The sequence below is a fragment of the Paenibacillus sp. T2-29 genome (assembly GCF_052921365.1).
On sequence record NZ_JBREVE010000012.1, the window covers coordinates 143,707 to 168,525 of the forward strand.

Consider the following 24,819-nt stretch of genomic DNA (forward strand, 5'->3'; position numbering starts at 1 on the left):
GTAAGAAATCCCCTCTCAATTGCAGTTTACACCGCATTTGGGAGGGGATTTTCATGATTCAATCGATCATTACGCTTGAATCATTTGACGCAGTACGGTTTGCAAAATACCACCGTTGTGGTAGTAGTCGATGTCGACGGTACTGTCCAGACGGGCAGTGACCGGGAATTCGAACTTGGTGCCATCCTCGCGTTTGGCTACAACCGTAAGTTCTTGACCTGGTTTCACGTCATTGTCAATGCCGAGAATATCGAAGGTTTCGCGACCATTGAGACCTAAGCTGGACCAGCCATAGCCTTCCTGGAATTGCAGCGGCAGTACACCCATGCCGACAAGGTTGCTGCGGTGAATCCGCTCGAAGCTTTCAGCAATGACGGCTTTAACACCTAACAACAGTGTACCTTTGGCCGCCCAGTCACGGGAGCTACCTGTACCGTATTCCTTGCCGGCAATGACGATCAGGTTCTGATCGGCTGCCTGATATTTCATGGACGCATCATAGATGGACATTTCCTCATCTGTTGGCAAGTACTTGGTTACACCGCCCTCGGTGCCTGGAGCTACATTATTGCGGATACGGATGTTGGCGAATGTACCGCGCATCATGACTTCATGGTTACCACGACGGGAGCCGTAGGAGTTGAAGTCCTTACGCTCTACACCATGCTCCTTCAAGTACAGTCCTGCCGGGCTGGAAGGGGCGATGTTGCCTGCTGGCGAGATGTGGTCAGTCGTGACCGAATCATTCAGCAGGGCAAGTACACGGGCATTACGGATTTCCTTGATATCCTGTACACCATCTTGAAGTCCTTCAAAGAACGGCGGATTTTGAATATAAGTTGAGTTTTCATCCCATTCATACAATTCGCCTTCAGGAACCGGAATGGAATTCCATTTCTCGTTGGCTGTAAATACATTTTCGTATTTGCGGCGGAACATATCCGGGCTGAGAGACAGGCTGATCGCTTCTTTAATTTCTTCGGAAGAAGGCCAGATATCTTTCAGGTAGACAGGCTGATTGTCCTGATCGTAACCGAGTGGATCGTTCACCAAATCAATGTTCACCGTACCTGCCAGCGCGTAAGCGACAACCAGTGGCGGCGAACCAAGATAGTTGGCTTTGACCTGCGCATGCACACGTCCTTCAAAGTTCCGGTTACCGGAAATGACTGCGCCGACGGTCAGATCATGGTCTGTAATGGCCTGGCTCACTTCGTCAGGAAGTGGACCGGAGTTACCGATACAGGTCGCGCAGCCGTAGCCTGCAACATGGAAGCCGAGGGCTTCGAGTGGTTCGATCAGCCCGGCTTTTTGCAGGTATTCTGTTACGACAAGGGAACCTGGTGTCAAGCTTGTTTTAACATAGCCTGGCTTTTTGAGCCCGCGTTGTACTGCCTTTTTGGCGAGCAAGCCCGCGCCTAGCATAACGCTTGGGTTGGAGGTGTTCGTGCAGCTTGTAATCGCTGCAATCACGACTGAGCCAGTGCCCAGCTCGCTGGTGGAGCCGTCTGGATGGGTCAGTGGAACCTTCTGTGCGATCTTTTCATCGCTCAGTCCATAGCCGCCTTTGTCTACCGGGGTACGGATAATGCCTTCGAAGGTTTCTTTCATGCGGCTGAGCTCAACACGGTCCTGCGGACGTTTGGGTCCGGCGAGACTCGGTACAACCGAAGCCAGATCCAGCTCAATCGTATCGCTGAACACAGGGTCTGGGGTATCGGCTGTGCGGAACATGCCTTGAGCTTTGTAATATTCCTCTACGAGGCTGACTTGCTCATCGGAACGTCCGGTGCTGCGCAGGTAAGCCAGCGTTTCGGCATCAACCGGGAAAAAGCCGATCGTTGCGCCGTATTCCGGTGCCATGTTGGCCACAGTCGCACGGTCAGCCAAGCTGATGTTGGCCAGACCTGGGCCGTAAAATTCTACGAATTTCCCGACCACGCCTTTTTTACGCAGCATTTGCGTAACTGTTAGCGCCAGGTCCGTAGCGGTAGCACCTTCTGACAGACTGCCTGTCAGTTTGAAGCCGATCACATCGGGAGTGACAAAATACAACGGCTGCCCCAGCATACCGGCCTCTGCCTCAATCCCGCCGACACCCCAGCCCACAACACCCAGCCCGTTAATCATCGTCGTATGGGAGTCCGTTCCCACGAGGGAATCTGGGAAGACCACGGTTTCGTCGTCGATGGTTTTGGTCGCGGCTACGGAGGCGAGATACTCTAGATTAACCTGATGAACGATACCAGTGGACGGCGGCACCGCACGGAAGTTATTGAATGCCGTTTGCGCCCAGCGCAGAAAACGATACCGTTCTTCGTTGCGTTCAAACTCTACATTAATATTGTAGTCCAGCGCGTCACTGGTACCGAATGCATCAACCATAACCGAGTGGTCGATTACGAGATCGACGGGAACGAGCGGGTTGATTTGTTTCGGATCGCCGCCCGCTTTTTTCACCGTATCACGCATGGCCGCCAAATCGACAACCACCGGGACGCCTGTAAAATCCTGAAGCACGATACGTGCAGGAATGAACGGGATTTCCTTGTTGGTGTCACGATCCTCAGCCCAGCCTGTCAGTTGCTGCACATGTTCCTCAGTAATGGCGCGTCCGTCAAACTGGCGAACCGCAGCTTCCAGCAACACTTTAATGGAGAAAGGCAGCTTGGCAACACCGCTTTTTCCTTGTTCCTCCAGTGCCTTAAGACTGTAGTAGCGATAAGGCTTCCCGTTAACTTCCAAGCTACGGGCAATGGAGAATTGATCTTTTCCTGACATAAGTATTACCTCCTTGAAGTGGATGCTTGCGGGAAAATAGGGATGTCTTTTTTCGACGTCTTGCACATTTGGTTTTAATTGGTTGCGTTCTCAATTTCATCTTCAGTGGTTCATCGTAAGTTAAGAGGTTGAGATGAATGTAATTCGTTTCATTAGATGAAACATGATTTCAAAATGATTGCTTTTGGATTAAGTATACCGTTTTCAGACGGTTCCGTAAAGTTTTTTTGACCTAAATTATGCGTGTCAGACTGGAAAATAAAACGTTCCGTTCCCCCGCGTTTTTCGATGTTCATACCAAGCTTTAGAGATTCATACTTATAGATAGAGAGCATATCAGACCAGAGAGGAAAGAAAGGAAGTTATATATCGGCGAGGTTATCCCCGAATAAGGATAGCAAGACGAAAAATGGAGGGATAGGGATGGGGGAGCGGGAATGGAAACAGGCCCTTTTTGCTTACGTGAATCAGTACAATCGCAGTGAGGTAAATGGTGTACCACAGCCGGATGAGTACCTGGAGGTGGGCCAGCGAATGGAGCGGGCAGCACGTGCGGCCAGGTTGGAGCAGTGGTACAGCGAACGGGACGCTGTTCCCCTACGCAGCGAGACACGCGCCAAGCCGATACGAATAGTGCAGGATACTCCGGATGAGGCAGTGGTCGATGTACAACTGCATGTGCGGCTCTTTTATGAGAAGGGCGGAATGACTCACCGGGAGGATCGGATTGAACGGGAGCGCCTGACGTTTACACGCGAGGGTGAAGCCTGGCAGGTGACGAGGATTGAGCGTGATCCGGCAGAAAGAAAGCCAGCGGGAGGAGAGGTTCCTTTCGAACAAGCGTCGTTTAATCAGGGAGGAAGTCTGCCGCTGCTAAATCGTGGTGTGCTGGGCTTCGGTTCATCAGCACGCCCCAGTCGATATCGCCGTGAAGAAGCAGCGGCCTATGCAGATCAGTGGTGGGATAGTTTTAACCCGGAGTTTGAGGCTTTTGATGTGGATTGCACCAATTATATCTCGCAGTGCCTCTTTGCAGGTGGTGCACCGATCCACTATACTGGTAAAAGAGAATCGGGCTGGTGGTATAAAGGACGGGTCGCCGGACGTGAGCTGTGGAGCTATAGCTGGGCGGTTTCCAACAGTCTGGAACGGTATTTGGGTTCCAGTTCCTGGGGTTTGACCGCAGAGCAGGTGAGTCGACCGGAGCAGCTCATGCTGGGGGACGTCATTTTTTATGATTGGGATGGTGACGGAACTTTCCAGCACAGCACGGTGGTAACGGCCTTTGATGCTGGCGGCATGCCGCTAGTCAATGCACATACGGTAAGCTCCAGACATCGTTATTGGGACTATAAAAATTCGTATGCGTGGACGGACAATACGGTATATCGCTTTTATCACATCGCCGACTATTTTTAAATGAGATGATGGATAACAGGTACAGTGAAGCAAATCAGGCACAATGACGAAAGCAAGAAAGCGGAGGATAGGCATGGCAAATCAAAAATTGACCGTAGGGCTGGTGTACGGTGGTAAATCGGGCGAACATGAGGTATCGCTGCAAACGGCGTATGCGGTAATGAACGCTTTTAACTATGAGAAATACGAGATTATTCCTTTTTATATTACGAAGGCTGGCGATTGGCGTAGAGGGACGCTGTTAAATGCGCCTCTGACTACTGTAGAGCAATTGAAGCTGGAGCATGCTGAGGGCGGCACCAAGGCGGCATTAGATACGTTGTTCGGCAAGCTGTATGGAGATCAGACACTGGATGTACTGTTTCCGCTGCTGCACGGCACCTTTGGCGAGGACGGAACGATTCAGGGTCTGTTCGAAATGGCGGATATGCCCTATGTCGGGGCAGGAGTGCTGGCTTCGGCAGCAGGTATGGATAAAGGCGTCATGAAGAAGCTGTTTGAGCATGCAGGATTGCCGCAAGTGAAATACTGCTATTTTAATAGTACACAGTGGGCACAAACCGGTCATGACTTGGTGCGTAACATAGAAACTGAGCTAGGTTATCCTTGCTTTGTCAAACCAGCCAATCTGGGATCAAGTGTCGGTATTTCCAAAGCGAGTAACCGAGAAGAACTGGAAAAGGCTGTAGATCTGGCTTTGCAATTTGATCTGAAGGTGATCGTGGAAGAGTACGTCGATGCCCGTGAGATTGAGGTCAGCGTACTTGGTAATGATGAGCCGATTGCCTCGGTACCGGGTGAAATTGTGTCGTCGAGTGATTACTACGACTATGCTGCCAAATATACCGATGGTCAATCGGAAATGCTCATTCCGGCACCACTGGACGAGGAAGTGGCAGATCGTATCCGTGAAGCCGCATTGCAAGCTTTCCGCGCTCTGGAAGGTTGTGGGATTTCCCGTGCAGATTTCTTCGTCAGACGCTCAGATGGACATATCCTTATTAATGAAGTGAATACGATGCCTGGCTTTACACCGTTCAGCATGTATCCATTGTTGTGGAGAGAAACCGGCGTATCCTATGTAAGTCTACTGGATCGCATGATTGCTCTTGCACTGGAGCGTTATGAGCGCCGGTCGGCACTGCACTATGAGAACTCATAAACGAAAAAAATGAAGGAGAGCTGATCACTCTCCTTTTTGTTCATATATATTGATGTACTTGAGCATTTTACCAAACCCTTAAATATGAAAGGTGGCGGCTAGACATGGGCTTTCAAACTGAATTTAACTCGGTGTGCAAATTCAAGAGCGAACAAGAACTTTATGAACTGCTGGAATATGGACGTGGCAAAATGGTTAAATCCGGACTGCGCGTTTTTCCGACAGGACAGAAGGTCATCGCATACAGCGTGGACAACGTGGCAGTAGCCATCGTTCAGATTGTGGGCTGTATCGCCGAAATCAATTTCCAAGGTGACGAAGTGACCGAGGTAGAAATGACTCTCATTCGTAAGCTGAATGAAGAGGAATCAAGAATTCAGACCGCATTGGCGGATGAAATGTTTTTTGGAGCACAGCAGCAATCCTAGCTGTTTGTTTCTTACAGTTTTGTGCAATACACCGAATCAGCAGGTGCTTTTCCGGGTATGATCAGTAGAAAAGGGGTTTAGGTCACAGAATGAAGGCGGCCTTGCCATCTACTGCAAACTGCTGAAAGGAAGGACATCTATGATCGTAAGGTTCGGATATGTTGCCATGTCAGTCACCGTGCAAAATGCATCCCCTTCTAAAACTATGACCATGGCCAGCTTTAACAAGATCGGAGACCGAGAAGCGGCGATCCGCAAGCTAGAACGGATTGCAGCCGAAAATCTCCATAATACATTGAGGCTACTGCGTCATAATCGTGCGAGTGATATTCAGGTCTATCGTTTCTCATCCAAGCTGATTCCGCTTGCGACCCATCAGGATCTGTGGGACTGGGACCCGTTTGAGGCGCTTGCCGCTGATTTTGCAGAGGTGGGGGACTATGTCAAGGCGAATAAGATGAGGGTATCGTTTCACCCCGATCATTTTACAGTGCTCAGCACTCCCCGTCCTGAAGTGTTGCAGAGCTCCATTAATGATCTGAAGTACCACGTGGCGATGCTGGAGGCCATGGGACTTGGTGCCGAAGCCAAGAACAACATTCATATTGGTGGTGCCTACGGAGATAAGGTGACCTCAGGTCAGCGTTTTGTAGAGCAAGTGAATGCCCTGGATCTTTCATTAAGACAACGGTTAACATTGGAAAATGATGATAAAACGTTCAATGCGGTGGAAACACTGGAAGCTTGCAAAATAACGGGCTTGCCGATGGTTCTCGATATTCATCATCAATGGGTCAATAACGAGGGGGAAAAGCCGTGGGAGCTATGGCCGGATATATTGGATACCTGGAAAGGGGAATTGGCTCAAGCCGGATCTTCTACTGATCATCCATTGCCGCCCAAAATTCATGCCTCCAGTCCCAAAAGTGAAAAAGACCCTCGTGGTCATGCAGATGGTGTTCTGGTGGAGCCGTTGCTGACCTTTCTGCGTAATATTGCTGGATATACGGATCGGATTGATGTCATGCTTGAAGCCAAACTTAAGGATGAAGCATTGTTCAGATTAATGAATGAACTGCGTCTTCAGGAAGATAACGGGGTCAAAGTGTTGGATGGGGCTTCCATAGAAATTACGCCTTAAAAAGTAGTATTTTGCGGATAAAGCTTCCATATGGAGAAACTTTATGAAGCTTATTGTGTATACTAGAATGTGTAAACTAGCAAACTTGTACTGAAACAGAGATGGTTAAGAGACTGTCTGCAGGGCAGATTCGTAAACCACGTAACAATGATATAGAAAGTAGAGTGAACACGTTGAACGAACATGAAAACGAAAAGGTTCCCTATATCGTATCAGGAAAAAGCTATACGGCCGTGGCTATTAATGCGGCATCCAAAGCCGGGGAATGGATTAAGAGCAGACTGGGCACTGTTGAACAATTGAATACCAAGCAATCTTCGACCGATCTAGTAACCGAGGTAGATAAAGGTGCAGAACAGATGATTCGCAGACTCATCCTCACCCATTTTCCCGATCATGCCATTTTGGGTGAAGAAGGGGTAGAGCCGGGAGCTGAAGCTTCAGCCCGAGCATTAGAGGCTGCCCGTGAAGAGGAATATTTATGGATCATTGATCCGGTAGACGGCACTACCAATTTCGTGCACAGTCTGCCGTACTACAGTGTGTCTATTGCCTTGGCTCATCGTGGAGAGGTAATTGTCGGTGTAATTTATGATCCGTCCCGCGATGAAATGTTTGTAGCGGAAAAGGGAAAAGGCGCATACGTCCACGGAAATCGTATGCAAGCATCGAAAGAAGAAACGCTGGGAGATAGTCTGGTGTGCATCGGCTTCCCGCCGGATCGTACGTATGCACAACCGTTGAATATGAAAATTACGCAGGTTCTTACACCTCAGGTACGGGGCATTCGGGCGCTCGGCTCGGCAGCCTTGCATTTGGCTTATGTGGCGTCGGGACGTTTGTCCGCTTATTGCGAAATCGGTTTGAATGCCTGGGATGTGGCCGCGGGTGCTTTGTTGGTACAGGAATCAGGAGGCACCATTACGAACACATTAGGCCAACCTTATGACCTGAGTGTACGGCATGTTGTAGCTACGAATACAGCTATTCATTCTCAACTTATTCAAGTGCTGAAAGAAGCGGACGCAACCGGGTTATAATACTACGTAACCATCATCCTGAAGGAGGAAATCGCGATGAGCCAATCCGAAGAATTGGAACGCCAGCTCAGTGAACTGCTGACGGAAGGCGAAATTCGTGAGAATGAGGCCAAAAAACGGGAACGACTCAGCCCCAAATATGAGGTGCGGGTTCAGACTCAAATGGACCCTATTGTCGAAGAGACGCGAAAATACCGGAGTATGGCACGTGAACTTGATGACCGATATGACGAATATATGAGCAAGGCGGACAAATCGAAAGCAAACGATCAACGCTAAGCAAACCCAAATACCTCTTGCCGAATGACCAAGGCATGGGGTATTTTGTATAATATATAGAGTTTTCTCCATTTTGGGCTGGACCGGGCAGGATGAGCGAAGGAGGCGACATGTACTGATTACCTATTTTAAGAGCGCTTACAAAAATGCTGGAATCCATCATAAGATGGTACTGCTGATTACGGTGCTCATGCTGGTTAATTTTGCGGTTGTTGCAGTCATACTTAAATACGTATTTCATATTTATGATAATCAAATGTACAAAAAGACATCCGAGGTACTCAATATTTCTTCAATCGGCATTGAAAATGAACTGAAGGATGTTGAAAAGGTTACTTTTAAGGTAATAACGGACGAGCAGCTTCAGCGTTATTTGCTCCAGTTGGAAAAGGAAACGTCACCTTATGTCAAAATGGTACTGCGCAAAAAAATAACGAATAGGCTTATTGCCTTTGCCGGCTCTGAAACCTATGTCTATTCTATGATGGTAATCGACAAAGAGGGACAGGTGATGAGTGCGGGCAACCGCGAAGGTATCCCCCAAGAGCTTCGATCCACCCTGTCGGAGTTGGCAGACGAATATGACGGCTCCCATGCATGGTATGCGGCAGGCCATTCCTCCTTGCTGGCAGCACGGCAATTCAAATCTTTTACCGATTCCAATTTTACGCTGAACGGGCTCGGAACGCTTGCGATTCGTGTGCGAATTGACCGGATTGTAGCGGATCGTGTGCAGACCTCCGGCCGTGACGGACAGTTGATGATTACAGACGGAAGACGGATGATTTATCCCGAAACACCGCTTTTGAGTGAGAGCGATATTCAGGCAGAGCTTGGGCGGAAGCAGCCTTACGGGATCGCGACCTATACAGGCGGGACCTTTTTTGCTGCTCAAATCAAATCCTCTTATACGGGCTGGACGTATTTACATATGACTCCCTTTGATGATATGTTTCGCAGTATTACGATAATCAAAGAAATTGTAAGCGCAATTTTTGTAATTATGCTGCTTATTGCACTGGCGCTGGGCGCTAGGTTATCGGGCAGCATTACCCAACCGATCGTTCAGTTGATTCAGAACATGCGTAAAATAGAAAAAGGTGATCTCGACCGTCTGGAAGAGGAAGCGCTTGGAGCGGTCCCCCTTTCCACACAGGATGAGGTAGGCTTACTGCATCGGACGTATAAGAAGATGATCCGCCGGATCCGTGAGCTTATTAATGAGAATGTTGCCAAGCAGCTACTGCTGCGGGAAACAGAGCTAAAGGCGCTTCAGGCACAGATAAATCCACATTTTCTATACAATACATTAGAGTCTGTGAACTGGCTCGCCAAGGCCAACAAGCAGGACCGGATTTCAGAAATGGTGGAAGCCCTTGCTTTTCTACTACGCAGCGCGGTCAGTTTTGAAGAGCAGCTGATTCCGCTTCAAAAAGAGCTGGATATCGTGAGAAGCTACGTAACGATCCAAAAAACACGTTTTGATGAACGTCTCGTTTTCCATCTCGATGTCCCGAAAGAATTGATGGACGCGCAAATTCCGAAGCTAACACTTCAGCCCTTGGTGGAGAATGCGATCCATTATGCGCTGGAGCCGCGTATTGAACCGTGTCGGATCACAATTGTGGTCAGAGAAAACGAGGGGGCGCTGTTCCTGAGGGTTGAAGATGACGGACCTGGAATGACCCCGGATTTCTTGGAAAAGCTGCGGAGCGGACAGATCACAACCCGTGGGCGGGGTATTGGACTTGCGAATATTCAAGAACGGATTAACCTGACATTTGGTACACCTTGGGGGATAGAGCTGCATAGCGAGTCAGGAGCAGGAACGTCAATTCATGTCTGTATTCCATATGTGAAAGGGGATCAGGGTCGTGTACAAGGTGCTACTGGTTGATGATGAGCGTATGATTTTGGAAGGCATTTCACAGGTGGTCGATTGGGGCAAGGCAGGAACACAACTGGTAGGTACGGCGCGTAATGGGATTGAGGCATACGATCAGATCCAGGCGAGTCCGCCTGATTTTGTGATCAGCGATATTTCTATGCCAGGACTGGACGGTATCGGACTCGTTGCCAAAACGACGGAGCATTTTCCAGACGTTCGGTTTATTCTGTTGTCAGGTTACAAAGATTTTGACTATGCCTGTCGGGCTATGCAATACGGGGTGAAGCACTACTTGTTGAAGCCCTGCAACGAGCGGCAAATTCATGACGCTCTGACAGAGTTGGGACAGGAGCGAGAGGAACAGGAAGAACGCAAGCAGTTTGTGAACCGGATGAAGCTTGATTTTCAGCGTATGTTGCCGCATGTAAAGGAGCATTTTTTGAAGGAGTTTATTTCCTATAAAACTTACGGCAGCCGTGATATCGCTTTTTATGAGCGTTTGTTCGGTCTGGAGTTGCAAGATAAGCAGGTTCGAATGCTGCTGCTGCGGGTGGAGGAGTCCCACGAGCCGGAGCATTTGTTTGCTTTGCAAAATATAGCAGGGGATTTAATGGATCATGTCTTGCTCAGTACGACTGTGCAAGGGCAGCTGCTAATTGTGCTGGAAAGTGAGGATGACACATCTCGATTTATGAAACAGATTGAAGCGGTACGTACGACATTTCACCGCTTTTATAAGCTGGAGGTGACCGTCGCAGTTAGCGAGTCGGATAGCATGCAGCATTCGCGGGGGATGTACCGGGAGACATTGCATTGTATGAATCACCGCTTTTACACCGGGGAGGGGAGTCTCATTACGAAGGAGGATTTGGCGGCTGAGGACACCCGGGAGATGGCAGATTTGGAGCTGGACGAGGAGAAGTTCGGTCTGCTGATCAAGGCTGGAAATAGGGAGGAGGTTGCGCAGGAAGTGGATCGGCTGTTCGGAATCTTGTCCCGTATGAAGCTGGAAATCTCCGTAACCCGTTCCTATGTGCTACAGCTCTATGCTGCCATGATCCGTATATGTCCTGAAGAAGAGCGTGCGGCGTTCACGAGCCGAATGGTCGTGCTGGCAGAGCAAAAAACACTGGCATGTCTCAAATCTTTTGTACAGGAAGCTGCCGAACGAATGACCGCAATTTATTATAAAAGCAATGTATACCGCCAATCTTCCACGGTGGATAAAATGATCACAATTATTGAGCAAAACTATAGAAAATCCGATTTTTCACTGAACGGAGTGGCGGGGCAAATGCTCTATATGAATTCCGACTACTTAGGGAAAATTTTCAAAAAAGTGACGGGTGAAAACTTTTCGCATTACGTCAATCGTTACCGGATCGAACGTGCGGCTGAGCATATTCGGGAGACGGGAGACGTAAAGGTGTTTGAGCTGGCAGAATGGTTCGGCTTCGGCGGGAATGCGCAATATTTTAGCCAGGTGTTCAAAAAATGGGCAGGTATGACACCGTCCGAGTACATTAAATCATACGAACGGGGATGAGCTGCTGAGTCCCTCTGTTTTTTGAACCTTTGAAATCGGATTTGTGTATTCCAATGTTTCTCTGCATTTGGGAAAATAACTACAGGAGCAAATGTAAACGCTATCAAATTTGCGTAAGTACATTGTTACTTGTAATAAGGCTCCTTTCTAGAACAGCGAAAAGGGGAGAGATAGGTGGGCAAAAAGGGATGGTTTCTGATCATAGCGATGCTGCTCGTTTTGACGACGGCATGTAGTGGAGCAGACGGTGGAGGCAATTCGGGCACAAGTGCAGACGGGAAAGTAAAGTTGCGGATCGCTTGGTGGGGATCGGATACGCGCCACGAATATACGCAGAAGGTTATCGATTTGTATAAGCAAAAAAATCCGAATGTGACGATTGATGTGGAATATGCCTCTTTTGATGACTACTGGAAGAAGCTCGCCCCGCAGGCGGCAGCAAACCAACTGCCGGATATCGTACAGATGGACATTTCGTATATTAGCCAATATGCGAAGAACGGCCAACTGGAGGATATGGCGCCTTACTTGAATCAGAAAATCCAAGTCGCTGATGTGAACGAAAATGTACTCAAAACCGGGATCATTGCCGGAAAGCAATATGGTATTCCAACAGGTGTCAATGTGTTGGGCTTCCAATATGATCCGGCATTGCTCAAAAAAGCGGGCATAGACAAAATTCCTGACGACTGGACATGGGATCAATACAAAGAGCTGGCTTTGAAGGCAGCCTCTAATAAAGTTTACTTTGACAGCTCAATGGCTGCGGATATTTTCTTCCACTACTATTTGCGGACACATGGAAAGTCTCTCTACAATACGGAAGGAACAGGATTGGGGTATGACGACGATAAGTTGTTTGTTGATTTCTTCGGCGGTTTAGCTGAGCTAATTAAAAAGGGAGCGACACCGACTCCTGAAGTCATGAACCAAACCAAGGGAATTCTTGAGGAATCGGATATCGTTAAAGGAACAGGCATCGGCATTTGGCAGTGGTCCAATCAATATGTAGGCTTACAACAGGTCGTTAATCGGCCAATGGCGCTTGCTCCGATGTTTGGACCGAATATGGAAAAAGGCGTGTATATGCAGCCTACAATGTACTGGGCAGTGGCTTCCCGTTCACAGGTGAAGGATGAGGCCGCCAAGTTTATTGATTTCTGGATGAATGATGTAGAAGCGAATAAATTAATCAAAGGCGAACGCGGCGTACCGATTTCTGCCAAAATCAAAGAAGCTGTAGCGCCGGAGTTGAGCGAGGCAACGAAGCAGGTGTTTGAATTTGTGGCTTCCATGGAGCCTAAGGCTTCTCCAATGAGCCCGCCGCCGCCGGTTGGATCGCCGGAAGTGATTGCTACTCTGACCGATTATATTGAGCAAGTCAATTTCGGACAGATGACGCCTGAAGACGCAGCGGTCAAATTCCGGGCTGATGCGAATACCATCCTTGCGAATAACAAGCAGTAATAATGCAGGGTTGAAGGAACGTTTCGTTAGGTTAACCGTGCGTAGGGCCAAGCATGATTGCGCACGGTTGATCCGACGAACCCATCGTAGAGGCAACCTTTGTAGATATCGCAACAAAATTCACATAACAACGATTGATATATATTTAAATTTGCTAATTTTTAAAATGCAACAGAAGGGAGGCTTGATGAGCTTGCGAAATCATCAGAGCTTGAAAGCCAATATGACCGGATATGCGTTTATCAGCCCGTTTATTGTGGGCTTTCTGGCATTTACATTAATTCCAATGTTTATTTCGCTGTATCTATCCTTTACCAGCTACAATCTGTTCACCCCGCCCAAATGGATTGGTCTGGGTAACTTCGAAAAAATGTTCACAGGCGATCCTAAATACTGGAATTCGATCCGAGTCACGTTTACGTATGTATTGGTCGGTGTACCATTGCGGCTGATTTTCGCGTTGTTTGTGGCGATGATTTTGAATACCAAGTCACGCATGGTGGGCACCTATCGGACGATGTACTATCTGCCTTCTATTATCGGGGGGAGCGTTGCAGTATCCATCATGTGGCGCAATATTTTCAGTAATGAGGGCATTGTTAACAGCTTGCTTTCGGCCTTGGGGGCAACCCCGGTGAAATGGTTTGGAGATCCGAATGCTTCGCTAATGATGCTAATCACCTTGTCTGTATGGCAATTTGGTTCATCCATGCTTATTTTTCTGGCAGGACTGAAAAACATCCCGCATGAAATGTACGAGGCATCCAGTGTAGATGGCGCTACGCCAGTACGGAAATTTTTCAGTATTACGCTGCCGCTGCTAAGTCCGATCATTTTATTTAACTTGATTATGCAGACGATCAGTGCTTTTATGACCTTCGTCCCGGCCTATGTTATCTCCAAGGGTGAGGGCGGCCCAATGGATGGAACGATGCTGCATTCACTGTATCTGTTCCGGCAGGCGTTTATGTTCAGCAATATGGGATATGCGGCGGCTATGGCTTGGGTCATGCTTATTATGATTGCGATACTGACTGCGATTTTATTTATAACATCCAAATTTTGGGTATTCTATGAAACGGAAAAGGGGCGCTGATACCAATGGCATGGAAAACGTTCAAATGGCCAATTTATCACATTCTGGTTGCTGCACTAGCGCTCCTAATGCTGTATCCCGTGTTCTGGATGCTGTTCAGCTCATTTAAAGAAAGTCGGACGATATTCGTCACAGCCTCCTCACTTTTCCCTACAGAATGGATTTGGAAAAACTATGTAACAGGCTGGAAAGGCACGACGGGTTATAACTTCGGCACATATATTCTAAATTCGCTCACGATCGTAGTGATTTCCACGATTGGCGCTGTGCTTTCCTCCTCATTGATCGCATTTGGCTTCGCACGCTTAAAATTCAAAGGGCGTAACTTGTGGTTTGCTCTGATGATGGTGACGCTGATGCTGCCAGGGGATGTAGTGCTGGTACCGCAATATATCATTTTTACCAAGCTTGGATGGATCAATACAATCTTACCGTTGGTAGTACCATCCTTTTTCGGGATGCCGTTCTTCATCTTCCTGATGGTGCAGTTTATACGCACGATTCCAGCAGAGTTGGATGAAGCGGCGACGATTGATGGATGTGGCAAGTTCCGGTTGTATTTTCGAATTATTTTACCCTTGCTCAAATCCTCGCTAGCAACGGCGGCCATCTTCTCTTTCTACTGGAAGTGGGAGGATCTGTTAGGTCCGGTATTGTATCTGAACTCTCCAGAGAAATATACCGTATCGATTGCACTCAAAATGTTCCTCGATAGCGAGTCAGCCTCCAACTGGGGAGGAATGTTCGCGATGTCCATCTTAAGCCTGCTACCTGTTATCGCTGTATTCTTCGCTTTCCAAAAGCAAATTGTAGAAGGAATGAGCACGAGTGGCCTGAAGGGTTAAGACCGAGGAGTGAGTAAAATGTGGAAATTTGACTTTGGTCCGGGAGAGCCTGCGGATGGCTACAAGGCAGTGTCCCCGGATTGCATATATACAGCTGAACAGGGCTATGGCTTCGAGACTACAGAGCATGTGTACGGGCGACAAAGGCAGAATCCAGCCAAGGATGCACGCACACGGCTGCGAAACAGCTTTTGTATTCCACTGAACGCTTCGTTTATTGCAGATGTGCCAGACGGGCTGTATCTCGTCACTATACTGGTCGGCGATCCACTGGCGGAAACGCTCACGCGATTCCAGGCTGGCGAGGGCAAGCATATGCTGCCCCCGGTACACACGCTGCCGGGCCAGTTCACGGAAGCGATGTTTACGGTGCCTGTCCGAGGCGGCAGATTGCGCCTCACCGTATCTGGCACTGCGCCACGGCTCAATGCTCTGGAAATTGCACCCGCACTGCAGAGTCTCCGGCTATTCCTAGCCGGAGACTCTACGGTTACGGATCAAGGGCTGACCGGCTATCCTTATACAGGCTGGGGTCAGGCTTTGCCAGCCCTGTTCAAGCATGATGTCTGCGTGGATAATCACGCTGTATCGGGACGAAGCTCCAAAAGCTTCGTGGACGAGGGACGTCTGGATGCTATTTTGGGAGAAATGAAGACAGGAGACTTCCTGTTCATCCAGTTCGGTCATAATGATCAGAAGCCTGATCCGCAGCGGGCCACGGAGCCTTTTACGACCTACAAGGAGCATCTGCGCCTATATATCGACGGAGCGAGAAGCAAGGGCGGCACCCCGGTGCTGATTACGCCTGTACATCGTCGCTATTTTAACGAGGATGGTACGCTGTCCGATACACATGGCGACTATATAATGGCGGTTCGCGAGTTGGCGGAAGAAGTGAACGTGCCGCTCATTGATTTGTCTGCCCGCACGCAGGAGTTATATGAAGAGCTGGGCCCTGAAGAAAGCAAGGAGCTTTTTATGTGGCTGCTGCCTGGGGAATACATGAACTTTTCCGGCGGCCTGGAGGATAATACGCATTTTCATGAGAATGGTGCGATCCGGATTGCAAATATGGTGACGGCGGCTGTGAAGGAACTGGATTTGCAACCGCTGCGCATGTACTTACGTTGACGGATGACCTTTTTTGGAACAGGTGGCAAGGAGGGCAACTAACGTGAAGCTTACCAAAGGAGGAGACGTAGCAATGCCCGCATTGAGTTTTGATGAGAAACAGATTAAACAGGTGATTGACCGGGTAGTGGAACGCACGTTTCAAATGCACTATAGCTGGGATTGGCCGGGTGGAGTAGCCTTTTATGGAGTATGCGAGGCCTATGAAGCAACAGGCAATGAAAAGTATTTGACCAAGCTGAAAGAATGGGTTGACGAGAATATCGAGGATGGACTTCCGCCTCTGTCGGTAAACGGCGTTTCTGTTGGACATTGTTTGTTGACACTACATCAGGCTACAGGTGAGCAAAAATACCTGGATATCGCCATCGAGATGGCAGAATTTTTGGTCAAAAAGGCTGAGCGGTTTGCCGACGGCATTTTCCAGCACACCGTGAATTCACTACATGATGTATTTCCGCAGCAAGCATGGGTGGATACGATGTTTATGGCCGGTTATTATTTACTGCGGATCGGGCATTTGCTGGGCATCAAGACATATTGGGAGGATGGAATCCGGCAATATCACGGGCATGAAGAATTTTTGCAGGACCCGGATACAAATTTGTATTATCACGGCTGGGATCATGCAAACCAAAGCCGTATGTCAGGAATATACTGGGCGCGCGGCAATTCATGGGCAGCCCTCACGATGGCCAAGGCGCTGAAATGTGTGGAGGTCCAGCATCCATCCTATATGATCATCGACGGCTCGCTGCGTGACCAGCTCAATGCACTAGTGCGGCTGCAATCCCCAGAAGGACTATGGCATACAGTGCTGAATGATGATACCTCTTATCTGGAAACCTCCGGCTCTGCAGGGATTGCGACTGCTTTGCTTATGCAGGGCCGATTGTTTAACAAATATACGCAAAAGGCGATCGACGGCATCCTTTCCCGCATTAAAGAGGATGGCACAGTGACTGGCGTATCCGCTGGAACTGCTGTAATGAACGATATAGATGGCTATCGCAACGTACCCTACAAACGCATTCAGGGATGGGGCCAGGGATTGGCGCTTGCTTTTCTGGCTCAACTGCTGCGTACCAAGGAGAATCCATACGGGTAAAAAAGGCGCTAGAGGTATGGAGGTAAACATAGGTGAAAGGAGGCTAATGACATGGGAGAACCTGAACTTTCTCAGGAAAAGGTGGCTAATCAGCCGCGAGGCGGTCTATTTTGGGTCATCCCCGACGGATATATTCCACCGGAAAGCCGGGGAGAGCTGCTTAGTCATGAGAGTATATGCGTGCTGAACTGTGGAAACCGTGCGGCAAAGCTGAGCATAGACATTTATTTTGAAGACCGTGAGCCGTTGGAGGGATTGATCGAGGTGGTGGAAGGAAGACGAACCCGTCATATCCGAACAGCCTCGCTGGAAAAGTCCGGCGAACGGATTCCGCCAGGTATTCCTTACGCAATTACGGTCACTAGCGATGCGCCTATCATTGTACAATATAGCAGACTGGACACGACACAGCCCGAGCTGGCGTTAATGAGTGTTATGGCGTACCCAGTCTAATCGACGAAAACGATGAAGTTAAAAACTCCAGGCTGGAATGACCCAGCTTGGAGTTTTCTTTTTTTGAAGGCAAATTAACACCTGTCTGCTTTTAGCCCATTATTGTGATTTAGCCGATGTTGTTTTGATCGGCGTGAAGCTTTTTCTTCCCCCGAAATTGGTGCCCACCACACCGATAATGATCACCACAGCACCAATAATGTGATAGTAGGCAAGCTGTTCATTCAAAATATAAGCACCTGCCATCATGGAAATAAGGGTGGATAAATTACCAATCACACTCATTTTGGAGGCTTCGATCCACTTCAAGGCAAAGCTGGACAACAGCGAGGTGACAAGGGTAGATAGTATGCCGAGATAAGCCAGTGCCATCCAATAATCAGGCTTTACCAGCGGCACGGTATAAGCACTCATGGAACCGTCTATGGCATGATACCCCAAGGCCGCCAAGTTAAAAACGATACATCCCAAAATGGAGGTAACGTAGGTCAGTTCCATTGGACTGTACTTTTGTGTTAATGGACGAGCCAGCACGTTATAGCCAGATAGGCATATAGCAGAGAGCACGAGCAGAAAAATACCGCCAAAGCTATTGGAAGCTAACGGTGCTCCGCTCTTCATCACAAATATAAAAACCACACCAAAGACAGATAGCAGTAAGGATATCTTTTGAAGCACTGTTGTGCGCTCTTTAAGAAAATAGGAGGCTAGCAGAAGCGTAAAGATTGGAACGGTAGCTTGAATAATTCCGCCCTCCGATGAAGAAGTACTCATCAGCCCGAACGCTTGCAAGGGGAAAAACAGTAAAGGTGAAAGCAGCGCCAATGGTAAAATGCGCAGCATATCACGCAACTTGATATTGATTTTGATCCAACCAAGCAGTACTGGAATGGTCAGAGCGATCAATGACAACGCAAAGCGGTGGGCGATCACATCCAGCGGGCTTGCCTCTGTCACCGTCAATTTTACAAATAAAAATGAAAAGCCAAGTATAGCTGCATAGCTGAGAGCTGCCAGATAGGCGACCCCATTTCTGGAACGACTGTGCATAATAAACCTCCGTAATCATGATCTCAACTTGTGGTTCTCTCAATATAACCGGATAGCATAACCATATACAATTCATAAAATCTGCAACTGTACGGGTACAGTTATGAAATGAAAAAGAGCCAGAACGCAGTCGCAGAGGTCGGATACCCGTCCCTAAGATTACTTCCAGCTCTCATCCTATTCATATTTTATCCCTTACTGCTCTGCTTATTTACCTTGTGACATCGCACGGAACGAATCGTCCGCCGCTTCCAGCGTGGCATCCACATCTTCGTCCGTATGCGCTGTTGTGAGGAACCAGGCTTCGAACTTGGACGGAGCCAGATGAATACCGCGATCCAGCATGTGGCGGAAGAAGGATGCGAACGCTTCGCTATCCGTATCCTGCGCCTGCGCGTAATTCGTGATCGGATGATCACAGAAATGCGTCGAGAACGCTCCACGAATGCGGTTGATCGTCAATGGCACGCCATAACGATCAGCGGAAGACTGAATACCGTCCGTCAGTCTCACAGCCAGACGTTCCATCTCTTCATACACGCCTTCCCCTTGAAGAACTTCAAGACAGGCGATGCCTGACGAGATCGAAGCCGGGTTGCCCGCCATTGTACCTGCCTGATAGGCTGGGCCGAGGGGGGCAACCTGCTCCATGATCTGCTTGCTGCCGCCGTAGGCACCAATCGGCAGACCACCGCCCATGATTTTGCCCAGTGCGGTCAAATCCGGCTGAATCGCATCATGGTTGTCCAAACCTGCATACGTTTGGGTTGAGCCGTAGTGGAAACGGAAGGCGGTAATGACCTCGTCATAAATGACGAGGGAGCCATTCGACCGCGCCATCGAGCACAGCCCTTCCAGATAAGCCGGCTGCGGCATCACCATGCCGAAATTACCGACAATCGGCTCTACCATGACTGCCGCTACATCGTCGCTCCAGCGCTCCAAAGCTTGGCGCAACGCGTCAAGGTCATTGAATGGCACAGTAATGACCTCGCTCGCAATGTTGGTTGTAATGCCTGCGCTGTCAGGTATGCCCAGTGTGGAAGGGCCGGAGCCTGCGGCTACAAGTACCAGATCCGAGTGACCGTGGTAGCAACCGGCAAATTTGATGATCTTGTTCCGCCCAGTATAGGCCCGTGCCACACGAATCGTCGTCATGACCGCTTCTGTGCCGGAATTCACAAACCGAACTTTATCCATAGAAGGAATGGCCTCTTTTAGCATCTTGGCCAGTTTGATTTCCAATGCCGTCGAGGTTCCATACAATACGCCATTCGCAGCCGCTTCGCTGATGGCCTTGGTAATATGGGGGTGAGCATGTCCGGTAATAATAGGGCCGTAGGCCGCCAAATAGTCTATATACTTATTGCCATCCTCGTCCCAGAAATGAGCACCTTGGGCGCGTTTCATAAATACTGGAGCGCCGCCGCCTACAGCTTTAAAGGAGCGTGAAGGGCTGTTAACGCCCCCGACAATATGCTCCAGGGCTTCTTTATATAGTGCTTCGGAGTTATCCCGTTTCATCATCAAAACTTCCTTTCCGTTCATTAAAATAGGGTATACACACGCCAAAGGGCAGCGTTCACGGCTGCCCCTGCATACATCATTATAGCTCTTTTTGTCCTGTCTTTGTTGTTGATTGTGTGGAAGCATCCTCATTACTGGTTTTACTGCCCCCTGTAAAGGAGGCTTTATCCGTCTTGGAAGACGATGCACTATCTGGCTGTTTCGTTTCGTTCTGATCCTTAATTTGTTCCTGTGTTTGTGTGGGAGGATTATTAAATATATCCTGTACATATGATTTCAGTTCTTCGGGATCACGGACGGTAAGAACTGCCGCGCCGCCCACATTTTCTTCTCCAAGCAGCTTCATCGGTGGAACCTGTTCGCTGCCTGCAAAGCTGCTTTGGTACCCTACATTCGCCAGCTTCCACATATCGTTAACACTGAGATTCGTATCAATGTACGGGTTAACCTGCTCTAAAATGCTTGGCAGATTAGCAATGGAAGTTGTGGTCTGCATTTTCTGGGCTACGGCCTCCAAAAACGCCCGTTGCCGTCCGGAACGGGAGAAGTCGGACATGGCATCATGGCGGAACCGCACATATTGAAGCGCCGTGTTGCCGTCCAGATGCTGCATACCCTTTTTCAAATCAATATCGTATTCATGCTTATCCGCATTACTTGTATAATGCATATCCTTTTCCACTTCAAAATCAATGCCGCCTACAGCGTCCACCAGTTTGATAAAGCCTTGGAAATCCGTATACACATAATATTGCACTGGGATGCCCAATAGATCGCCAGCCGTCTTCATGGCCGTATTGGGGCCATGAGTAATGGCAGTATTGATTCGATTTTTTCCGTAGCCGGGAATATCCACGTACGTATCACGCAAAATAGAGAACAAGTGGATTTTTTTCTTCACGGGGTCCAGTGATACGACCATCATGCTATCCGATCGGGGGACTTCCCCTTTCTGGATGCCACGGCCATCGACACCCATCAGCAAAATGTTGACCATATCGGTACCTTCCCACTTGGGCGGTTCTGGTGTACGAACCTGATCGACCTGCTTTACATTTTTGAAGGGGGAGTTAGCACCCTCTTTATGCAGATTATCCAGCTGATTATAAATGGATGTAAAATAGTACACGGCAAAGCCGACAATCGCGACGATTACCACGGCTAGAACCGACCATATCGTCCTTTTGGTTCTGCTTGTCATGGATGCTCTCCCTTTCGCTTTTCAGTTCATTACATTATAATTTCTTTTTGGAGCACAATCAATTTAACTATGGATTTTACAAATCCTGATTGAGAGGTATAGCATGCTAGCAATTGATGTGCAGGATCTGCGCAAAACATTTAAGGTTCAAAAAAACCGCGAGGGCTTAAAAGGTGCCTTCCTTGATTTATTCGCCCGCGAATACAACGAGGTGGCTGCGGTCAAAGATATATCCTTCCGTATTCCGCAAGGGGAAATATGCGGTTATATTGGTGAGAACGGTGCCGGAAAGTCCACCACGATTAAGATGTTGACAGGTATTCTCGTGCCGACATCGGGACATCTCAAGGTGGGAGGATATGTCCCTTATGAGGATCGCGAGAAATTTGTAGGTAACATTGGCGTTGTTTTCGGTCAGCGCAGCCAGCTTTGGTGGGACATCGGTGTGATCGAGTCTTTTCAACTGCTGCGCAAAGTATATCAGGTTCCGGCCACAGACTTCAAACGTAGGCTGGATGAGCTGGTAGAGAGGCTGCAATTGCAGGATCTGCTAAGTCGCCCGGTACGCAAGCTTAGCCTTGGACAACGGATGCGTTGTGAGTTGGTAGCTGCTTTGCTGCACAATCCGTCCATTGTTTTTCTAGACGAGCCGACCATTGGACTTGATATTATGGTGAAGTCCGAAATTCGCGAGTTTTTGAAGGACATGAACCGTGAACACGGGACCACTATTTTGCTGACAACCCATGATTTGCAGGATATTGAAGCGCTGTGCTCGCGCGTCATTATGTTGGATGATGGGAATATCATTTATGATGGTGGACTGGATGATCTCAAGGATCGTTGGGGGACAGGAAGGGAAGTACGGTTTCAATTTGGTACGACGACACAGCTTGAGCAATTGCAGGCATGGACAGCCGATATGCCGCTGACGTGGACCATGGATAACGATTTGGCTGCCAAGGTGTGGATTCCTCTTCATATTAATGTATCGGATGTGCTGGCTAACGTAGTTGGCCGCACGGACATTACGGATATCAAAATCATTGAAACCAACACGGATGATATCGTCCGCAGTATCTATCAGTCTGGCTCGGCAGAACGCCAGGGCAATCCGATAGTGGAGGCCAAAGTTCATGCTTAGCGTATATACCGATTTTATTCGTATTCGATTTCTCACCATGCTTGCTTATCGTGTGAACTATTATTCAGGCATACTTATTTATTCCATGAATATTGGCGTGTATTATTTCACATACAAAGCGATATATGGCGATGCGGGTAGTATTGGAGGCTTTACTGCTGCTCAGATGACAACCTATGTAGCCGTATCGTGGATGGCGAGAGCCTTTTATTTTAACAATCTGGATCGCGAAATATCGACGGACATTCGGGATGGAAGCATTGCTATTCAGATGATCCGACCTTATAACTATGTACTTGTTAAGTTTATGCAGGGACTCGGTGAGGGGATGTTTCGCTTCCTCTTGTTTATGATTCCGGGCATGGCGATTGCGATGCTGCTGTTTCCCGTGAAGCTTCCTAGTGACCCGGTAGCCTGGATTGGTTTTCTGGTCATGCTGTTTTTCAGCTTTCTGATTAATACTCAGATTAATATTATTACAGGATTGACGGCCTTTTTTATTGAAAATAATGAGGGCATGATGCGCATGAAGCGCGTAGTCGTAGACCTGTTCTCGGGGTTGATCTTGCCAATCAGTTTGTTTCCGGGCTGGCTGGCGACAGTTTCCCAATGGATGCCGTTTCAGGCAATTACTTATTTGCCGGGCTCTGTATTTACGGGACGTGTAAAAGGCGTTGGCATATGGAATGTGCTGGGTATCCAAATCATTTGGCTGGTCGTTCTGCTCGTGCCGATGATCATCATTTGGCGGCTGGCGCGCAGACGTCTGTTCGTGCAGGGAGGGTAAGCCGATGATGTACTATTTGGGTCTCATTAGCGAATATTTGAAAAATTACATGAAATCACGGCTCACCTATCGTGCCGATTTTTGGGTAGAAGTCATTTCGGATCTGCTCTTTCAGGCCACGAATCTTATTTTTATTTTAGTTATTTTTATGCATACGAACAGCTTGGGTGGCTGGAGTGAAAGCGAAGTTGTGTTCGTTTACGGATTTTTTATGGTTCCTTATGGACTGTTCAGTTGTTTCGTTAACCTTTGGAACTTTAGCGAGCGTTATATTGTAAAAGGTGAACTCGACCGGGTAATGACCCGTCCTGCGTATAATCTGTTCCAGATTTTCCTTGAAAATGTGGACCCGCCCGCGCTGGTCGGCTCAGTGATCGGCCTGATTATTATGGGGATCAGCGGCGCACAGATGGATTTGGCTATGGAGTGGTGGTTCGTACCAGCGCTGATCGTTTTGAGTCTAAGTGCCGTGGCGATCTATACGGGTATATACACCATATTGACTTCTCTTTCATTCTTTTCGGATGCGCCCACAGGAATTATTCCGCTCATGTACAATATTCAGGGTTACGGACGTTATCCGGTGACGATCTATAACCGTGCTATTCAGGTTGTGCTGACTTGGATACTGCCATTTGCTTTTGTTGGCGTATATCCGGCTTCTCTGTTCCTTCAACGAGAGGACATGCGCCATATGGCGCTCTTAACTCCTGTGATGGGAATTGTTTTTCTGACATTGGGCTTACTGGCTTGGAACTGGGGGATTCGGCGTTACCGGGGGGCTGGCTCATAGGGTGGATGATAGAAGAACCCCTACAAGATAGGAGATGATAAGATGTCCACGACATTGACCGTTATTGGACAAGCTGCACCAGACTTTGAATTGCCTGGTAGTGAGGGCAAGAGTGTCAAGCTGTCGGATTATCGCGGCAGTAGAGTATTGTTGTATTTTTATCCCAAGGACTTAACCTCTAGCTGCTCGACCCAGGCTTGTGATTTTCGGGATAAACATGCGGAGTTTGAAGGTTTGAACACCGTGATTCTGGGCATAAGCCCCGATCCACTTAAGCAGCATGACAAGTTTATTGCCAAGTACGGTCTACCTTTTCAGTTGTTATCTGATGAAGAGCATCAGGTGGCTGAAACATATGGTGTATGGCAGCAAAAACAGATGTACGGCAAGCAGTACATGGGCATTGTTCGCTCTACGTTCCTTATTGATGAGAATGGCATTTTAGTTCATGAATGGCGCGGTTTAAGAGTAAAAGGGCATATTGATGCAGCACTGGCATACATTCAGGACATGGCATAAGTTATGAAAAAAAC

The 24,819-nt window shown here is 48.4% G+C and carries 22 protein-coding genes; 18 read left to right on the forward strand and 4 right to left on the reverse strand.

The genetic code is table 11. The features are described from left to right. Positions 1-69 precede the first annotated feature (69 nt). On the reverse strand, positions 70-2,781 hold the full coding sequence (gene acnA / locus ACU1JV_RS24695; protein WP_413985571.1) for an aconitate hydratase AcnA: 2,712 nt from the start codon (positions 2,779-2,781) through the stop codon (positions 70-72). A gap of 423 nt (positions 2,782-3,204) precedes the next feature. Here acnA and ACU1JV_RS24700 point away from each other — a divergent pair, with 423 nt between their 5' ends. The 14 genes from ACU1JV_RS24700 (at position 3,205) to ACU1JV_RS24765 (ending at position 17,784) form a co-directional block, all read left to right on the forward strand. Beyond that, on the forward strand, positions 3,205-4,200 hold the full coding sequence (locus ACU1JV_RS24700; RefSeq protein ID WP_013369425.1) for an amidase domain-containing protein: 996 nt from the start codon (positions 3,205-3,207) through the stop codon (positions 4,198-4,200). 73 nt (positions 4,201-4,273) lie between these two features. Continuing rightward, complete coding sequence (locus tag ACU1JV_RS24705) at positions 4,274-5,362, forward strand: D-alanine--D-alanine ligase (protein ID WP_113050150.1); 1,089 nt, start codon at positions 4,274-4,276, stop codon at positions 5,360-5,362. Between the two features lie 104 nt (positions 5,363-5,466). Continuing rightward, positions 5,467-5,790 (forward strand): hypothetical protein, encoded by a 324-nt coding sequence (locus ACU1JV_RS24710; protein ID WP_016819326.1) that lies wholly within the window; start codon positions 5,467-5,469, stop codon positions 5,788-5,790. Positions 5,791-5,929: 139 nt separating this feature from the next. Then, complete coding sequence (gene uvsE / locus ACU1JV_RS24715) at positions 5,930-6,931, forward strand: UV DNA damage repair endonuclease UvsE (protein WP_090736895.1); 1,002 nt, start codon at positions 5,930-5,932, stop codon at positions 6,929-6,931. A 173-nt stretch (positions 6,932-7,104) separates the two neighbouring features. After that, entirely contained in the window at positions 7,105-7,971 is an 867-nt protein-coding gene (locus ACU1JV_RS24720) for an inositol monophosphatase family protein (RefSeq protein WP_017428433.1), read from the forward strand. A gap of 36 nt (positions 7,972-8,007) precedes the next feature. Continuing rightward, on the forward strand, positions 8,008-8,250 hold the full coding sequence (locus ACU1JV_RS24725; RefSeq protein WP_013369430.1) for a hypothetical protein: 243 nt from the start codon (positions 8,008-8,010) through the stop codon (positions 8,248-8,250). 166 nt (positions 8,251-8,416) lie between these two features. Further along, positions 8,417-10,147, forward strand: a complete 1,731-nt coding sequence (locus tag ACU1JV_RS24730) for a sensor histidine kinase (RefSeq protein WP_413987544.1) — start codon at positions 8,417-8,419, stop codon at positions 10,145-10,147. Next, positions 10,125-11,684 (forward strand): response regulator transcription factor, encoded by a 1,560-nt coding sequence (locus ACU1JV_RS24735; RefSeq protein WP_413985572.1) that lies wholly within the window; start codon positions 10,125-10,127, stop codon positions 11,682-11,684. The genes ACU1JV_RS24730 and ACU1JV_RS24735 overlap by 23 nt, the downstream gene beginning before the upstream one ends. A gap of 174 nt (positions 11,685-11,858) precedes the next feature. Next, positions 11,859-13,151 carry an ABC transporter substrate-binding protein gene (locus tag ACU1JV_RS24740; RefSeq protein ID WP_013369433.1) on the forward strand — a complete coding sequence of 431 codons (1,293 nt, stop codon included), beginning with the start codon at positions 11,859-11,861 and terminating at the stop codon, positions 13,149-13,151. A 187-nt stretch (positions 13,152-13,338) separates the two neighbouring features. Next, a complete protein-coding gene (locus ACU1JV_RS24745) occupies positions 13,339-14,247 on the forward strand; it encodes a carbohydrate ABC transporter permease (RefSeq protein WP_058831218.1) in 909 nt (302 codons plus the stop codon). A gap of 5 nt (positions 14,248-14,252) precedes the next feature. Continuing rightward, positions 14,253-15,092: a carbohydrate ABC transporter permease gene (locus ACU1JV_RS24750; protein ID WP_413985573.1), complete on the forward strand. Its 840-nt coding sequence runs from the start codon at positions 14,253-14,255 to the stop codon at positions 15,090-15,092. An 18-nt stretch (positions 15,093-15,110) separates the two neighbouring features. Then, entirely contained in the window at positions 15,111-16,223 is a 1,113-nt protein-coding gene (locus ACU1JV_RS24755) for a rhamnogalacturonan acetylesterase (RefSeq protein WP_346835219.1), read from the forward strand. Positions 16,224-16,296: 73 nt separating this feature from the next. Next, entirely contained in the window at positions 16,297-17,331 is a 1,035-nt protein-coding gene (locus ACU1JV_RS24760) for a glycoside hydrolase family 88/105 protein (protein WP_413987545.1), read from the forward strand. Between the two features lie 51 nt (positions 17,332-17,382). Beyond that, on the forward strand, positions 17,383-17,784 hold the full coding sequence (locus tag ACU1JV_RS24765) for a sensory rhodopsin transducer (RefSeq protein ID WP_413985574.1): 402 nt from the start codon (positions 17,383-17,385) through the stop codon (positions 17,782-17,784). Positions 17,785-17,883: 99 nt separating this feature from the next. Here ACU1JV_RS24765 and ACU1JV_RS24770 read toward each other — a convergent pair whose 3' ends face one another. The 3 genes from ACU1JV_RS24770 to ACU1JV_RS24780 all read right to left on the reverse strand — a co-directional run bounded on the left by ACU1JV_RS24770 (position 17,884) and on the right by ACU1JV_RS24780 (position 21,562). Continuing rightward, positions 17,884-18,834 (reverse strand): DMT family transporter, encoded by a 951-nt coding sequence (locus ACU1JV_RS24770; RefSeq protein ID WP_413985575.1) that lies wholly within the window; start codon positions 18,832-18,834, stop codon positions 17,884-17,886. A 207-nt stretch (positions 18,835-19,041) separates the two neighbouring features. Next, positions 19,042-20,358 carry a glutamate-1-semialdehyde 2,1-aminomutase gene (locus ACU1JV_RS24775; RefSeq protein ID WP_413987546.1) on the reverse strand — a complete coding sequence of 439 codons (1,317 nt, stop codon included), beginning with the start codon at positions 20,356-20,358 and terminating at the stop codon, positions 19,042-19,044. Positions 20,359-20,440: 82 nt separating this feature from the next. Then, the gene (locus ACU1JV_RS24780; protein ID WP_413985576.1) at positions 20,441-21,562 is read right to left on the reverse strand and encodes an LCP family protein; all 1,122 of its coding nucleotides are present in this window, start codon (positions 21,560-21,562) and stop codon (positions 20,441-20,443) included. Between the two features lie 103 nt (positions 21,563-21,665). On the opposite strand from ACU1JV_RS24780, the gene ACU1JV_RS24785 reads away from it, so the two are divergent. The 4 genes from ACU1JV_RS24785 to bcp are packed head-to-tail and all read left to right on the forward strand — an operon-like array spanning position 21,666 to position 24,805. After that, the gene (locus tag ACU1JV_RS24785; RefSeq protein ID WP_013369442.1) at positions 21,666-22,706 is read left to right on the forward strand and encodes an ABC transporter ATP-binding protein; all 1,041 of its coding nucleotides are present in this window, start codon (positions 21,666-21,668) and stop codon (positions 22,704-22,706) included. Continuing rightward, positions 22,699-23,493 carry an ABC transporter permease gene (locus tag ACU1JV_RS24790; RefSeq protein ID WP_013369443.1) on the forward strand — a complete coding sequence of 265 codons (795 nt, stop codon included), beginning with the start codon at positions 22,699-22,701 and terminating at the stop codon, positions 23,491-23,493. Before ACU1JV_RS24785 ends, ACU1JV_RS24790 begins: the two co-directional genes overlap by 8 nt. A gap of 4 nt (positions 23,494-23,497) precedes the next feature. Next, positions 23,498-24,286, forward strand: coding sequence for an ABC transporter permease (locus tag ACU1JV_RS24795; protein ID WP_013369444.1), 789 nt, complete (start codon positions 23,498-23,500; stop codon positions 24,284-24,286). A 42-nt stretch (positions 24,287-24,328) separates the two neighbouring features. Beyond that, a complete protein-coding gene (bcp, locus tag ACU1JV_RS24800) occupies positions 24,329-24,805 on the forward strand; it encodes a thioredoxin-dependent thiol peroxidase (protein WP_013369445.1) in 477 nt (158 codons plus the stop codon). Positions 24,806-24,819: the final 14 nt, after the last annotated feature.